Raw genomic sequence first — 15,804 nt, forward strand, 5'->3', positions numbered from 1 at the left:
TTATCTTATTTTAATATTTCCTTTATAGGATTATTGAAATACATAGATTTAGGAAATTTTTCTTTAAGCATTAATGCGTATTTATATGCTTCCTCATTGTTAATATTCCTATTTAAATTTGCTAAGTTATAAAGAACTAAGTCTCCATACTCTGAATTTAAATAATTCTTAGCATAAAGCTCATAGTATTTTATGGCACTTTCTATATCCTGCAGTTTTTCTGCTGTGCCCCCCAGCATAAAAATAATATGGGAAGTTAAATAGTTTTCACCGCTGTATTTAAATGATATTTCGAAGTCCTGTCGTGCTCTTTCATAGTCTTTTTCATCATGAAACTTCATAGCTCTTCCGTAAAAGAATTCCGCTCCTTCACCATTAAGAACCTCTAAAGCCTTATTATAAAGAGCCTGATCATTAATGCTCATTTTTTCATTTTTAAAAGTCTCTGCCATAAGGTTCAGCTTTTCAAAATCCTTATTATTTATTGCATCATTTGTTTCAGAAGCAGAAAAAGCTTCAGACTTCCCCTCTTTCTGTTGGTTTTCTTCAGTTTTTTCTGAATTTATATTATCTCCTGATACCGAATTATTATTTACATCATCAGAATTTTCTTGTGAATTTTCATCATTTTTTATCTTTCCAGCTGCCATCAGCTTATTCGTAATCTTTCCAAAATAATTTTCTTCCTTAGCGAAATTTGATTTAATTATAAATACTCCAGCTAATACAATTATTATCCCACTAAGCACCATTCCGCCCTTTAATAAAAATTCTTTTCTGCTCTTGAGAACTTTTTTAAAGAGGCCTGTTGAGGTGAATTTATTTAATGCAGTCTGATTATTTACTGCCTGCTTATTTTTCTTATCTATCTTCAGTACCTTTTCAATGTAATACTCAGCCTTTATGTATTCTCCCTTTTTAATAAAACATTCAGTGAGTGAATTTGATACATTTATTATATTAAAATCACTTTCCTGACACTCCATTAAGTAAGCTATCGCCTCTGAGATTCTCATTTCCTTTATTAACAGCTGCGCTTTAGAATATTTTTTTAATCTTTCTCCGTCTTCTTTGCAGCTTTTTAAATAGTTTTTTGAGGCCCCATCTTTATTTAGTTCAGCCCCTATTTTCCAAACTGCTCTGCATCCCTCTAAATCTCCCTGAAGATATAAAATCAGCCCTTTAAGATTTAAGAGAGGAGCAAAGTTTATATCTTTTGATATACCTCTTTCACAGTAGGCTAATGCTTTGTTCGGAAGACCATTTTGATAGCATTTCATTGCCCTTGAGTATATTCTTTTTAATCCCTTATCCATAATCCCCATCCCTATCCTTTACCAGCGGAAATTCCACACATCTTTATTTATTATATATCATCACTGCGTTTTTTTATAAATTTTTTATAAGTCCAGTCTGCCAGCTTAAAGCTTATTAATCCTAATAGTATTCCTCCTGCTACATCACTTGGAAAATGCACGTATAAATATAATCTTGAAAAAGCTATAAGCACTGCTAAAACCCAAAATATTATGCTATATCTTTTCAAATATACCGATAAGGCTGCTGCCGCTGCAAAAGATGATGCAGTATGCCCTGAAGGAAATGAAAAAGTTTTAGGCTTTGCAATTAGCAAATCAAGACTTGGATCATGTATAAAAGGTCTGGCTCTCTGGATTACATTTTTTATAACAACCTCTCCAAGCACTGCATTTATTGCCAATGACAAAGCGCATACTATTCCGGCCTTTCTGTATTTTTTAGTGGATATAAGTATTATACTTATTAATATCCATATGATTCCTGCATCTCCTAAGGCAGTTATAAAAGGCATTATATTATCCAAGAAGGGGTTCTTTAAATACTGCTGTATATTATTAAGAATATTTCTGTCTAAATTATTAAGAAGTACTGTGAAATTATGCAAAAAATACACCTGCCCTTTTTATAAATTACTAATAATTATAACATAAAAAGATCTGGAGCAAATTACTTCCCAGATCTTTTTTATTCTGCATTACCTCGTAAAATATATATTTTAAATATAATTTAATATAAAAAACTCATTACTATTTAAGGTAAAAAACTTACTTAGGCAGAACCTTTTTCTCTTCAGAATTAACAAGCTTAAATTCCTTAAGCATTGCGTGGAATCTCGCTCCGTGTCCTTCTGCAGCTTCCAGGAAATATTGTTCCTTAATAACTATTGCTCCGCCTTTAGTATTGTCTATTACATGATATTTTATTATAACATCTTCTCCCTTATTACCTGACTTAGCTTTAATCATTATACCTTTTACAGGTTCTGTTTCATTTTCTTTAATTACATATTTGTATTTGGACTTTAGCTGATTCTCAAGCTCTGCTGCTATTTCCTGAGGCTTTTTAGATGCAGTCTGAGTAATTTCCATAAATACCTCCGGAGCATAGGAGGCCTTCTGCTTGGGTTCTATAAGGTCTTTATCCTCCTGAGATGTTAAGGTGTATAGATCTTCATCATAGTAAATTATATATCCCATTTTGCTTTCATTTAATGTAAGTTCTTTATTTTCCGGCATACCTTCTAAATTTAAGGTTACTTCTTTTTTAGGAGCAAAGATCTCTTTAAATTTAGCAAATACAGCCTCTCCCTTATTTGTACTAAATATCATAATCATAAACATTGCTGCAATTATTCCGGTACTTATCAAAAGCTTTACCCTGCTTTTCATATTCCTATTCTCCTCGGTTTTATACTTGCTTCTTAACTCTGAAGACTTTTCTTCTTTAGAAATTTCACTTAATATATTTTCCCATACCTCTTCCCTGCGATTTTCCATTTTGTCACTGCTTTTCAGCATCACTTCTCTGATATTATCCTCAAGATTGGTATTCATTAAAACTCCCCCCTTCACAGTTCTCCTCTATATACTCTTTAATCTTCTGTCTCCCTTTAAACAGCCTGGATTTAAGAGTATTTATGTTGATGTCTAATATATCCGCTATCTCTTTTTCTTTAAAACCTCTAAGATACTTAAGCACCATAGGTATTCTTATTTTGTCATTCAGCCTCCTAATAGATTTATACAGAAGTTCATATCTTTCTGTATCAAGATTATCATAGTGTTTTTCCTTCTCTAAAAATACAGGAAAATCTTCAAGATATACGGTATTTGCATTCTTTTTCATCAATCTGCAGCATTCGTTGATTAATATCTTATAAAGCCAAGATTTAAAAGGCTTGTTTATATCGAATAAATCTATAGAAAAGTACACTCTAATAAAGGTTTCCTGCACTGCATCCGATGCTAAGGAATGACTTTTCGTTACCAAATAGGCTGTTCTCAAGGCATAAGAGGAATATTTTTCATACAATTCCTCGAAAGCTCTTTTATCCTTCTTTTTCACAGCCTGTATCAGAACCTTTTCCACTCATATCCCTCTTTCCTGTAATATAGTTAATTTATGATGAGTTTCCTTTTTTAAATTCAACTCAGTCCACTGTCCAAAGATTTTTTCTGCCCTTATAATAGTAGAAGCGCATTTTATGAAAATATAAATTAATTACTGTACAGATTAATTAATATTTATATACTTATTACCCTATAATTGATTAAATAGTTTTCTTTTTCCATGATTTTTCTTTTATTTTCTATTTTATTATCCATTAAGCTGACATTTCAATAAAAAAAGACACCAGATTATTGATATACTCACCTTACAGCAGGAAATTGAATTAGTAATTTCCTGCATTGAATGAGGCATATCAAATCATCAGATGTCCTTTTACATACTTATATAAAAATTAGATTTCCTTAACTATTTCATCATAGCCTCTTCTTGGTCTTCTTGGATAAAGCTCCTTGCTCTCATCAAAATATCCTAAAGAAATAGCCATAACTACGGTTTTATTTTCATCTAGTCCAAATTCTTTTTTTACTCCTTCAAAATCTATTCCGCTCATAGCATGGGAATCAACTCCATAATATTTTGCAGCATACATTATAGATGATGCAAGAAGTCCTACGTTGCTTTCTGCGAATTTAAGCCCGTCCTCTTCCTTTGTTCCATAAAGAGCTGCAGCCATATCCTGAGAGCCCTTAACAACATTTTCGTCTCCACCAAAGCTGTTTAGCATTTCCTCCCATACAGGATTTGACTTATCATAGCCTCTTTTATCTCCTACTAAAATCAAAGTTACAGGAGCTTCCTTAATCTTTGGCTGATTATAAGCTAATTTAAAGAACCTTTCCTTTGCTTCATCTGATTTTAGCGCTATTATCTCCCATGGCTGAAGGTTAAAAGCTGAAGGTACCAATACTGCTAGGTTTATTATATTTTTTAAGGTTTCCTCCTCCAGCGCCTTTGTACTATCGAAAAAATTTACTGATCTTCTGTCTTCATATACTTTTTTTTAAATCCATATTAAACTCTCCTTTTCATAATATTATTAAACTATAAAAATTTCATTTTACCTTTTGTATATAAGTTTTTGCAGTATAATCTCTGCTTCTGTTTCTTCTATACTCATTCAGAAGTTAAATAACACCTCCTCAGACTTACTTATACTAAAAATAAACATATTAATTTTATACCTTTTATTTGTCAATTTTATCCTTTGTAAAAATTAATGTTAGTTCAAAGCTGTGGTAATCCGCTTTAACAGAATTATTTACTTCAGCTAATTATAGCTTAATCAATATACACTGCCCACTTCAACAAATCAGCAACATTATTAATCAATTATTTATAATTAACTTACTTATTGTAAGTATAATACTATATATTATTAACTTTAGTCAAGTAAGTTTTTATAAATAATATATTTACTTTTGTTCAATAAGTGGTAAAATTATATCTGAGGTGATAAAAATGAATAATTTTCATTTATGCCCCAGATTTGAGAAAGCCTTTGGGCTTCTAGGCAAAAAGTGGAACGGACTTATTATAAGAGTGCTTTTGGAGGGTCCTAAAAGATTTACTGATATAAGAAGTTTAATACCAGAATTAAGCGATAGAATGTTAACTGAGCGCTTTAAAGAATTAGAATGTGAAGGTATTATTAAACGTAATGTTTATCCTGAAACCCCAGTTAGAATAGAGTATGAGCTCACAGATAAGGGTAGAGATCTAAAGTTTTCCATGGAGGAAATCCAGAGGTGGGCTGAAAAATGGGTAAAATAGCAAAGCCTTGAAGCATATGCTTCAAGGCTTTATTTTTTTGTGTTACAGGAATTACCATCACCCCTGGGGTGTTCCCATAAAAAGGGAGCACCCCAGGGGTGATGGTAATTTATTACATATTTCCCGATCGGAATATGGAGTAAAGGAGCCATAGTCCCATAATTCCTGCTCCTAGGTATCCGATAGCACCAAAGACTGAAATACCAAGTATTTTAGGTCCTGAATTTGAATTTATTATGATAGCTGATCCTACGATTATGGATGCTACTATAAGTCCAAATATCATCCTGTTTACCATTTTGTTTAAATCATTTATCCCCTTCTGCAGCTCTGAGTTTTCCAGATGAAGCTGAAACTTTAATTTACCAGATAAAGTGGTATTTATGAGTTCTAAAAACTTTATAGGCAGCTTAACACCTGATTTAGATAAGAGATAAAGATCCTCGATACTTTCTACGAAATCCTCTTTAAAATCTTTATTTTTCATCATCTGCTGCTTAACGAAAGGAACAGCTATATCCATAATATTTAAATAGGGATTTATCTTTTCCACCAAACCCTCTATGGTTATAAGCCCTTTAATCATCATAGTTACATTTTTAGGAATAGCTATATTATTATTTCTGCACACATTAAAAATCTGCTCCATCATTCCCTTAATATCTATATGGCTTAAATTCGTTTCAATATATGTGTTATAGATACTTTCAATGTCCGAATATAGTTTCTTCTTGTTAATTTCCCCTTTTTGAATTCCGATTTTTAATATTGAATACATCATAGTGTCCACATTTCTGGAAGCTATTCCATATAGAAATTCCAGAAATCTATCTCTCAGTCCCTTATCTATGGTTCCAACCAGTCCAAAATCCAAATAGACAATCTTACCTCCACCTATTAAAATGTTTCCAGGATGGGGATCCGCATGGAAAAATCCATCTTCGAAAATCTGTTTGAGATAATTGTTGATAAGCTTTTTAGATATATCCTCCAAATCATAGCCATCCTTCTCCAGAGAATCAATATCATCTATTTTTATTCCCTTTACATATTCCATTACCAGTATCTTTGTTGTAGTATACTGTTTATATATCTTAGGACAATAAATACACTGAATCCCTTTGTTTTTTTCTCTGAAATTTTCCATATTTTCAGCTTCAATAGTGAAATCCAGCTCTTTGTTTACCGCTTCTGAAATCTCATTGATGATACTTTTTGCATCTATAACTTCTCTTTGAGGCATTATTTTAGCTAGGGATGAAAGTCTTCTCAATACTGATATATCCCTCATAATCGTTTCTCTTACTCCTGGCCTCTGAACCTTTACAACAACTTCATCGCCATTTTTTAATACTCCTTTATGTACTACCGCTAACGAAGCGCTAGCTTCCGGTTTTTCATTAAAGCTTAAAAACACTTCTTGAAGGCTGCAGCGAAGATTTTCTTCTACTATAGCCTTTACGTTATCATAGGGTTCACTCTTAACATTATCTTGAAGCTTTTGGAATTCCTTTATATATTCCTTAGGCAGTATATCAGGCCTTGTGGATAAAATCTGGCCAATTTTAACAAAGGTTGGACCTAATTCTTCAAAAGCCATTCTCAGCTTTGAAGGATCCGTTATAGATTTTAGTCCTTCCTTCATACCATACTTAATAAAAACTGAAGCTATTTCTCTTATTCTCCTATTCTCCGTACCGCTTTTCATTTTATCAGCTCCTTAAATACTGACTTATAATGAATCAAATGATTTCTCGTATTCACTATTCAAATCCTATATAAAAAAGCTATATATCTTAAAAAATTAAAGTAGACAACCTTTAAGGGGTATCTACTTTATTTCATTACTGCTTTATTATTATACCGTTCATAACAATTAATTATGTTTAATTTTAGTTTCATACTGCTCGGTGGAAAGTATTATTTGGACTTATTTAGTTTATTACTCCACCGTTATCAGCTTTATTCTCTAAAATGCTTATTCTGTCATTTAGCAGTCTTATGTCCTCTTTAGTAGCTAAATTAAGTGTAGACAGCACTTCCATCAGACTCTCTACAGTAAGATAGTTTTTGCTCTCTTCGCTGCCTTTATGATTAGATTTATAATCCTCAACCTTTCTTTTAAGCTCTGAGGAAAGCTCTCTTCCCTGGTTGACAGTAAGTTCGCCTTTATTAACAAACTCCTCAATCATGTCCACAGCTTTTTCGTAGGAATACGCAGCCGCTCCTATACCTGCTAGGAGTATATTTTTTAATTTATCATCCATAATATATACCTCCTAAATATCAATATTTTTAATATAATTATAGCATCACTGCTTGATTAACTAATTATTCATAGTGAATATTTATTATAAATTAACATATCTTTTATTGTCCCTGTTTTTTTGTAATAAGCACATAAACGGAACTTATTATTAACAAGCTTCCTAAAAAGGTATTTATAGTAATTGCTTCTTTAAAAATAATTGCACTTAATATTATACTTGTTATAGGCTCTAAGGTGCTTAATATAGCCGCACTGGAGGATCCTATAATCATGATAGCCTTAGAAAAAATGCTTAGTGCTATAATGGTGCATACCAGTGACAGCGCCGCTACTGAAGCATAACCATAAGCTTGAAAATCAAAAGATAAACTCTTACTCATAATACCGAAAACTAAGGTTCCAAGCAGTGAAAATACCAAAACATAAAAGGTTATTACTAAAGTATCTATATTTCTTATATTGCTGTAATCAATCCCTAAAATATAAAGGGAATAAAAAACCCCTGAAGCCAGAGCAAGCATAATGCCTGAAATATTTAAACTTATCTCGCTGAAGCCTATTAATATATATACTCCTGCAATACAGAATACAAGGGATAATAGCTTTCTGTAATTGAGCTTTTCATTAAACAGCATTATAGAAAATAATGTTACTATAGCCGGATAAACAAAGTGTATACTGGTTGCTAACCCTACGGTGATATAATTATAAGACAGGAACAGGGTAATGCTTGTGCCTGCATATCCCACAATTCCCAAAAAAGCAAATTTAGGCAGAAGCTTTTTGTCAACCTTAAGGTTTACCTTCTTATATAAAAAATAAAATAATAAAATAATTACTGAAAATAAAAATCTTAAAAGTACTACTGTTATTGCATTTGCCCCAGCATTATAAGCAAACTTAGCAAATATCGGTATAATACCAAAAGCACATGCTGAAAAAACAGCATATAAAATTCCCTGAAGCTTATTACTCTTTTCCATTTTCTCCTCCCGTACATAAATAATTCTAATTAAGGCCTAATTTTTATTATCCGCAATACTTATTTTATCGCAGTTACAACGGATTAGCATTAAATATAAGAATATCTATTGACCCCTCATATATATAATATATCTAAAAAAGACAGGTTTTATTATTAATTAGAATTTTATTATTAATTAGAATTTTCTTATACAGAAATAATTTGAATATATAAAAACCATATGAATTGTCATGTTCAAGGTATCGTTTCAATTTATCCATAATTTAATATTATTTAAATTTTTTGTTTGTTAATATTTTTGTAAATTTTATCAGGTATAATCAACTTATAATTATTCTCATCAACATGCAATTATTTTAATGTATTTAACAGGAGGGTTATGTTATGGAAATAAATAACACCAAGCTTAAAGGATATATCGGAACATATACCCAAGGTAAAAGCGAAGGAATTTATTCTTTTATATTGAATACTGACGCAGGCTTAATAGAAAACATAGAACTTGCAGCAAAGCTTGAAAATCCAACTTATCTAGCTATAGATAAGGAAAACAGGTTCATTTATTCCGTGGTTAAATCACCGGATGAAAATATGCTTGAAAGCAACGGTGTAGCTTCCTACTCAATAAATCAGGAAGATTCAAATCTGAAATTATTGAATTATGAAACTTTAGAAGGTAAATCACCATGTTATGTAAGCACAGACAAAAATAATAGTTACCTATTTTCGGCAAACTATCACGAAGGTACTCTAGCGGTATTTCCTATTACAGACGTAGGAAGTATAGCCATGCCTTCCGATATAGTGGAGCATTCAGGATCAGGACCAAATAAAGAGAGACAAGATGCCCCTCACGTCCATTATGCTTCTCTTTCACCGGGAGAAAAACATGTTTTTGCTGTAGATCTAGGAACTGATAGAATAGAAGTTTATGAATTTGATTTTGAGAAAGGTAAGCTTAGTCATAATCCCAACTTCTCAATTTCCTTAAAACCAGGCTGCGGTCCAAGGCATTCGACTTTCCATCCTAATGGAAAATATATATACGTGATAACAGAATTAAGTTCTGAGATAGCAGTCTTAGAGTATTCTGCAGAAAATTATTCCTTAAAGGAACTGCAATATGTGTCAACTCTTCCTCAGGATTTTAAGAGAGAAAATACCGGTGCAGCAATCCATCTTTCCCCTGACGGCAAATTTTTATATGCATCCAACCGAGGTCATAATAGTATAGCTGTATTTTCAGTAGATGAATCTACAGGAAGCCTGCAGTTTATTTCTCATTACTTCACCAAGGGTGATGGTCCAAGAGATTTTAATATAGATCCTTATGGGAAATTTTTAATCGCTGCAAACCAGAACAGCAGCAACATAGTTCTTTATTCCATCAATAAAGATCAGGGAACCCTGACTCAATTAGGAGAACCTATTGAAGTTCCAAACCCTGTATGCATAAAGTTTTTGAATATCTAAGTAAACCACCAGTAAATGTCAACACCCCTGGGGTGCTTCCTTAAAATGGAATCACCCCAGGGGTGTTGACATTTATTTGCTTATTTAATAATCCTGTGCTGCCATTTGTTTCTTCTATATATTGCATATCCGTAGATGCAAATTATAAAGTTGCTAAAACTCATGGAAAACCATATTCCTGTAGAGCCAATATCTGTGAGATATTTAAAGAGCAATATCATAGGTAATCTTATAAACCATAGCCTGCCAATTTCCATAGACATCGAGTACTTCGTATGCCCCGATCCCTGGAATATACCTTGAAGGATGCTGAATATTCCAAGAAGAGGCATTGAATAGGTTATATAATGAAGGTAGGTTATCCCTTGTGAAATAACTTCTCCATCATCCTTTGATTGTATAAAGAAATTAATTATTTCCTTATCCCATACAAACATAACTACGCAGCCTACGAGAGATATTGTAAGGGAAAGCTTTATTGCTTTTTTAAATCCATCTTTTATCCTATCCAGCTGTTCTGAGCCTAGGTATTGCCCAACGACTGCAGTTAAGGCTGCACCTACCCCCATAGCGGGCTGAACCACCAAATCCGTTATCCTGTTTACCATACCAAAAGCAGCCAAGGTAGCAGTTCCGTAGGATGCTATAAAGCTATTCAAAACAATAAATCCCACCGCTGAGCCTGATTGACCTACTGATGTCGGTACGGCAATCCTCACTATTCTTTTAATTATATGTTTATCAAATTTAAAATGCCTGAAGTTAACTTTTATAATACCCGGTCTTTTTATAAGCAGATAAAATCCTAAGAAAGCAAGTAAAGCTCTGGATAGAAGGGTAGCTATAGCCGCACCTGCTATTCCCATGTTGAAATTAAATATAAATATAGGGTCAAGCACCACGTTTAAAAGTGCACTTATACCGCTTAATATCGTAGGTTCTAAAGTATTGCCCTGAGCATTCATAATAGAATTATAATTAAAAAACAAAAACATAAAAGGCATGTCCAAAAATGTTATTTTAAGATATATACTACTGTATTCAGCAAGCTCTCCTGCAGCCCCCATAAATTTTATTACAATAGGACTCAGCATATACCCTATGAATGAAAAAAACAAGGAACTTAAAAAGGATATAGCTATAAGCTGAATAGAATATTTATTTGCCTCCTCATATTTTGACGCACCTATAAGCTGAGACAAAATGGAGGTACCTGCAATGGATAAACCTATCCCTAAAGAGACAAATAAGTAGTTTACCGGCCATACGAAGGAAGTAGCTGCAAAATGCACTGAGCTTATCTTACTCACCCAAACTCCATCTACCAGGCTGTATAAAGTCTGAATTAAATTATTAATCATTATGGGTATAGCCAATGTGATTATAACCCTGTACATATTACCATTCAAAATAAGATGCCTTCGTTTTTGAGAATCCATAATACCCCTGCCTTTCTATTGTAAAATTAGTCCAATAAAGATTATATCACCTTTATCAATGGATTTAAAAATATATTTTATTCCAAAAAATGTCTTCACCCCTGGGGTGCTTCCAGTGAAATGGAAGCACCCCAGGGGTGAAGACATTTATTTTTATTTTTTACTTATTTTATTATCCTGTTTTGCCACTTGTTCTGCCTGTATACAAGATAGCCGTAGACACATATTACAAGGTTGCTAAAACTCATAGAAAACCATATTCCCGTAGGACCTACACCAGTAAAATGCTTAAATAGGAGTATCATAGGCAGTCTCACAAACCAAAGCCTTCCTATTTCCATGTTCATAGAATACTTAGTATGACCCGATCCTTGGAATATTCCTTGAAGTATGCTGAATATACCCATTAGAGGCATGGAGTATGTAATATACTGCAGATATGTTACTCCCTGATGTATAACCTCCATATCATCTCGAGATTGTATAAAGAAATTTATAATCTCCTTGTCCCAGATAAATAGTACCGCACAGCCTATCACAGAAAATATCAATGTTAGCTTTATTGATTTTATGAAGGCTTCCTTAACCCTGGTTATCTGATCAGAGCCTAAATTTTGTCCCACAATAGCTGTTAAAGCTGCTCCTATACCCATGGCAGGCTGCATTATAAGACCTGTAATCCTGTTAACCATTCCGAAGGCAGCCATAGTTGCAGTTCCATAAGATGCTATAAATCCATTTAACACTATAAATCCCATGGCGGAACCGGATTGTCCTAAAGCTGAAGGAAGTGCTATCTTTACAATCCTTGAAATAATATTTTTATTAAATTTGAATCCTCTAAAGTTGACCTTAATTATCCCCGGCCTTATTGCCAGCATATAAAATCCCGATGCTGCAAGTATAGCCTTAGATATAAGGGTTGCTATAGCAGCTCCTGCTATTCCCATATTGAAATTAAAGATAAGTATGGGATCCAGCACAATATTCAGTACTGCGCTAATTCCGCTTAATATAGTAGGTTGAAGGGTGTTACCCTGAGCATTCATTATAGAGTTATAATTAAAAAACAAAAACATAAACGGCATGTCCAAAAATGTTATTTTTAGATAGATATCGCTGTATTCTGCAAGACTTCCTGTTCCACCCATCAATTTAATAATTGTAGGACTTAATATGTAACCTATAAGCGCAAAAATTAATGAACTTATGAAGGATACTGCTATAAGCTGATTAGAATACTTATTTGCATCCTCATACTTTTTCGCTCCTATAAGCTGAGATAAAATGGAGCTTCCAGCTACAGACAAACCTATTCCTAAAGATACAAACAAAAAGTTAACAGGCCATACAAATGCAGTAGCAGCAAAATGAACTGAGCTTATTTTACTTACCCATACGCTGTCAGCAAGATTATAAAGAGTTTGGATCAGGTTATTAACCATAATAGGCAGTGATAGAGTAATAATAACCTTATAAATACTGCCTTCTAATATAAGCTGTCTTCGTTTTTTTGAGTCCACTTACCTCATCCTTTCCAATCCTGAAATTACCATTCATTTTAAATTATATCATTAATAAATAGCAAAAAGAAAACTTTATTCCAGCTAAAAATTTATTTAGTTTCTAAATAATAAATACGAAATATATAATAATAGCAATTAAAATAGCTTTTTCCTAACTCATAATTATATATAAATCTGATATTATTTATATATCAATCAAAAGTTTTTCATATATCAATCGGATATAAATAATCTTAGTATTATATAACTTGCATTAATCTTATATAGAATAAATTAACCTTTATAATGGTAAATATAACCTTTGTTTTATTAAAAATCTGTGATACAATATTATTGTTATATAATTCACAAGACGCTTGTTTAATAATTAAGTTTGAATTATTAAAAAATATGCGTTCTGGAACATAACTAATATTCTTTTGAATATTACCCCTTATCTCGGATGTAGTCATTTAAAACGGATTGCTCAGAATCCCTTTTAAATACAGCATCCATTTTTTTTTGCCTTCACAAAGAAAAAATAGAAGGAATATTTATGCCATATTCCCTCTACTCAAATTTTACTAAATTATAAATATGTACTATGCGGATTGCAAAATAATAAATATGTATTTTGGGGATTACATATCCCTTCCATTTAAGTTTTATTAACTATAAATATGTGGTATTATGCAGCTTTATTAAAATTTATGCTTTGTTACCTAACATAGCGGAAGGTACATATACCCTGGCAAGCATTTCTTTATCCAAAAGATATAATCCTTTAGCATCATCAGCAAGCATGTTGTACTTTGCAATATTGTCTACTGCATTTTCCTCTTCCTCTACCTGCTCATTTATAAACCACTCTAAAGCTTTTACTGTCTTATAATCCTTCTCAGAAGTAGCTTCATCCACTATTTTATAGATTTTTTGTGTTATCATTCTTTCATGCTCTAAGGTTTCTTCCAGCACTTCTCTGATATCTGTAAATTCTGTTTTAGGTCCATCTATAGCTTCCAACCTAACTCTGCCTCCTGCACTGATTACATAGTTATATATAATCATGGCATGGTCCTTCTCCTCCTGAGCTTGAATATGAAACCAGTGGGCATAGCCATTCATGTTTAAATCAGACAAATATGCAGACATGGAAAGGTATAGATAGCTTGAAAATAATTCGTAATTAATCTGTTCATTTAATAATTCTTCAATTCGTTTACTTAACATAATTCAATGTCCTCCTTATTCTTTTTTACTTCACAGCCCTAATTTTTATTTTCAGAAGTTAAATAAAGTTGTATAGGTCATACTGTTTAATATTTTAAATAGTTGTGTATCCATTATATCATATACCTTTTATATCTAAAACTAATTAAATACCTAGTAATATTAATTAATTTTTAAAACTCTATTAAAATAATAAAGCAATATTTAAGCTCCTCCTGTAATTTTTGTCTCTACTATAATACATAATAAGATTAACCAGTAATTATATAAATTTATTAATGAACTATCCAGCTTCTTTTACTGATTTTTATCCAAATAGTTTTAAATAATAATTATTTTTTAATAATATCTATTGACACAAAATAGTTATAGTAATATAATTAAATTAATTCGTAAGCGAAACATTAGAATGCTAAATATATTTCGTTAAGAATTAATAATATTATTTGGTTTATTACTTGGGAGGTTTTATTATGATGAGCGCAAAGGGTGCTGAAATATCTGCACTTTTAAAAGAAATAAATCACGAACTTAATAACAAATTAAAGTGCAGCTTTAAAGATTTTGATTTAACCCTTCCTCAAATAAATGCACTAAAAATTTTATATTCCCATAAAAAGCTTAAGATCAGCGAGCTTAGCCAAAAAATGAATCTGGCAAACAGTACTGTATCCGGAATCGTTGACAGATTGGAAAAGCAGGGTTTATTAGAAAGGGTAAGGAGCAGCGAAGATAAGAGGATTGTATATCTAATACTTTCCCCAAAAACCGAGGAAATTAAAGATGATATCCACAATACTGTTAATGATTATCTTGCCAGTCTCGTTTCTAAAGGAAGTGAAGAAGAAATTAATTCTGTTATTAAAGGTCTGAAAACCCTTAAAGTACTTCTGCATAGATAACTAATTATCAGAACAATTCAATTTAAGTTTCAGAAGGGAGAATTTTTTATGAAAAATATAATCGAAATAGATAGTTTAAAAAAGACTTATGAAAATTTTGAGGCGGTAAAAAATGTGAGTTTCAATGTTAAACAGGGAGAAATATTCGGATTTCTAGGACCTAACGGGGCTGGAAAGAGCACCACTATAAATATGCTGTCCACTATGATAAAGCCTACCTCAGGAGTAGCTTCCATAAACGGCTACAATGTCAGCAGCGAAAAAGATAAGGTTCGAGAAAGCATCGGAATAATTTTTCAGGAGAACACATTGGACATCAAATTAACCGCCTATGAAAATTTGATGCTTCACTGCAGACTCTATAGTGTGCCTAAAAGCCAAAGAGAATCAAGGATTAAAGAGGTTCTGGAAATGGTGGAACTTTATGATAAAAAGGATAATTTGGTTAAGACTTTTTCTGGAGGAATGAAAAGAAGGCTGGAGATTGCCAGAGGACTTCTTCATTACCCAAAGGTTATATTTCTGGATGAACCTACTGTAGGACTTGATCCTCAAACTCGGGCTCATATATGGCAGTATATATTAAAACTCAAGGAAAAAGCCGGAATAACAGTATTCTTAACCACTCATTATATGGATGAGGCAGAATTCTGCGACAGAATAGCCATAATTGATGACGGCAAAATCATTGCACTGGAAACACCTGAGTCTCTTAAAAACAGCCTTGGAGGTGACGTTTTGGAAATCTCCACTGAAGACAACAACAAAGCTATGACTGCTATAAGAGAAAAGTATAATATAAATCCTAAAATTAAAGATGATGTCATCTCTTTTAATGCTG

Annotated in this window: 15 protein-coding genes; 4 read left to right on the forward strand and 11 right to left on the reverse strand. The window is 32.3% G+C overall.

Annotation, left to right across the window (positions count from 1 at the left end; all coding sequences use genetic code 11):
- Nucleotides 1-5: 5 nt before the first annotated feature.
- The 5 genes from TA89_RS09745 to TA89_RS09765 form a co-directional block, all read right to left on the reverse strand.
- Nucleotides 6-1,316 carry a tetratricopeptide repeat protein gene (locus tag TA89_RS09745; protein WP_040212987.1) on the reverse strand — a complete coding sequence of 437 codons (1,311 nt, stop codon included), beginning with the start codon at nt 1,314-1,316 and terminating at the stop codon, nt 6-8.
- Nucleotides 1,317-1,366: 50 nt separating this feature from the next.
- Nucleotides 1,367-1,924: a phosphatase PAP2 family protein gene (locus TA89_RS09750; protein ID WP_040212991.1), complete on the reverse strand. Its 558-nt coding sequence runs from the start codon at nt 1,922-1,924 to the stop codon at nt 1,367-1,369.
- Between the two features lie 160 nt (nt 1,925-2,084).
- A complete protein-coding gene (locus tag TA89_RS09755) occupies nt 2,085-2,873 on the reverse strand; it encodes a hypothetical protein (RefSeq protein ID WP_052447410.1) in 789 nt (262 codons plus the stop codon).
- Nucleotides 2,857-3,408 carry an RNA polymerase sigma factor gene (locus TA89_RS09760; protein ID WP_040212994.1) on the reverse strand — a complete coding sequence of 184 codons (552 nt, stop codon included), beginning with the start codon at nt 3,406-3,408 and terminating at the stop codon, nt 2,857-2,859. The genes TA89_RS09755 and TA89_RS09760 overlap by 17 nt, the downstream gene beginning before the upstream one ends.
- Before the next feature lie 373 nt (nt 3,409-3,781).
- On the reverse strand, nt 3,782-4,336 hold the full coding sequence (locus TA89_RS09765) for a nitroreductase family protein (protein ID WP_082023902.1): 555 nt from the start codon (nt 4,334-4,336) through the stop codon (nt 3,782-3,784).
- Between the two features lie 512 nt (nt 4,337-4,848).
- Here TA89_RS09765 and TA89_RS09770 point away from each other — a divergent pair.
- Nucleotides 4,849-5,160, forward strand: a complete 312-nt coding sequence (locus tag TA89_RS09770; protein WP_040212997.1) for a winged helix-turn-helix transcriptional regulator — start codon at nt 4,849-4,851, stop codon at nt 5,158-5,160.
- A gap of 112 nt (nt 5,161-5,272) precedes the next feature.
- Here the strand turns inward: TA89_RS09770 and TA89_RS09775 are convergent, their stop codons facing one another.
- The 3 genes from TA89_RS09775 to TA89_RS09785 form a co-directional block, all read right to left on the reverse strand.
- Nucleotides 5,273-6,868: an ABC1 kinase family protein gene (locus tag TA89_RS09775; protein ID WP_040213000.1), complete on the reverse strand. Its 1,596-nt coding sequence runs from the start codon at nt 6,866-6,868 to the stop codon at nt 5,273-5,275.
- 226 nt (nt 6,869-7,094) lie between these two features.
- Entirely contained in the window at nt 7,095-7,427 is a 333-nt protein-coding gene (locus tag TA89_RS09780) for a phasin family protein (RefSeq protein WP_040213002.1), read from the reverse strand.
- Nucleotides 7,428-7,530: 103 nt separating this feature from the next.
- Complete coding sequence (locus tag TA89_RS09785) at nt 7,531-8,412, reverse strand: DMT family transporter (protein WP_040213003.1); 882 nt, start codon at nt 8,410-8,412, stop codon at nt 7,531-7,533.
- A 386-nt stretch (nt 8,413-8,798) separates the two neighbouring features.
- Here TA89_RS09785 and TA89_RS09790 point away from each other — a divergent pair, with 386 nt between their 5' ends.
- Nucleotides 8,799-9,887 (forward strand): lactonase family protein, encoded by a 1,089-nt coding sequence (locus tag TA89_RS09790; protein ID WP_040213006.1) that lies wholly within the window; start codon nt 8,799-8,801, stop codon nt 9,885-9,887.
- 80 nt (nt 9,888-9,967) lie between these two features.
- On the opposite strand, the gene TA89_RS09795 is transcribed toward TA89_RS09790, so the two are convergent.
- From TA89_RS09795 to TA89_RS09805, 3 genes are all read right to left on the reverse strand, one after another.
- Nucleotides 9,968-11,326, reverse strand: coding sequence for an MATE family efflux transporter (locus TA89_RS09795; protein WP_040213008.1), 1,359 nt, complete (start codon nt 11,324-11,326; stop codon nt 9,968-9,970).
- Nucleotides 11,327-11,490: 164 nt separating this feature from the next.
- The gene (locus tag TA89_RS09800; RefSeq protein ID WP_040213010.1) at nt 11,491-12,849 is read right to left on the reverse strand and encodes an MATE family efflux transporter; all 1,359 of its coding nucleotides are present in this window, start codon (nt 12,847-12,849) and stop codon (nt 11,491-11,493) included.
- A 690-nt stretch (nt 12,850-13,539) separates the two neighbouring features.
- Nucleotides 13,540-14,061 carry a ferritin gene (locus TA89_RS09805; RefSeq protein WP_040213013.1) on the reverse strand — a complete coding sequence of 174 codons (522 nt, stop codon included), beginning with the start codon at nt 14,059-14,061 and terminating at the stop codon, nt 13,540-13,542.
- Between the two features lie 473 nt (nt 14,062-14,534).
- On the opposite strand from TA89_RS09805, the gene TA89_RS09810 reads away from it, so the two are divergent.
- Together TA89_RS09810 and TA89_RS09815 are read left to right on the forward strand one after the other, a co-directional pair.
- The gene (locus TA89_RS09810) at nt 14,535-14,963 is read left to right on the forward strand and encodes a MarR family winged helix-turn-helix transcriptional regulator (RefSeq protein WP_040213014.1); all 429 of its coding nucleotides are present in this window, start codon (nt 14,535-14,537) and stop codon (nt 14,961-14,963) included.
- 48 nt (nt 14,964-15,011) lie between these two features.
- On the forward strand, nt 15,012-15,804 hold a 793-nt coding region (locus TA89_RS09815; RefSeq protein ID WP_040213015.1), incomplete at its 3' end, for a daunorubicin resistance protein DrrA family ABC transporter ATP-binding protein.

This window comes from Clostridium polynesiense (genome assembly GCF_000820705.1).
Lineage (GTDB): Bacteria > Bacillota > Clostridia > Clostridiales > Clostridiaceae > Clostridium_AA > Clostridium_AA polynesiense.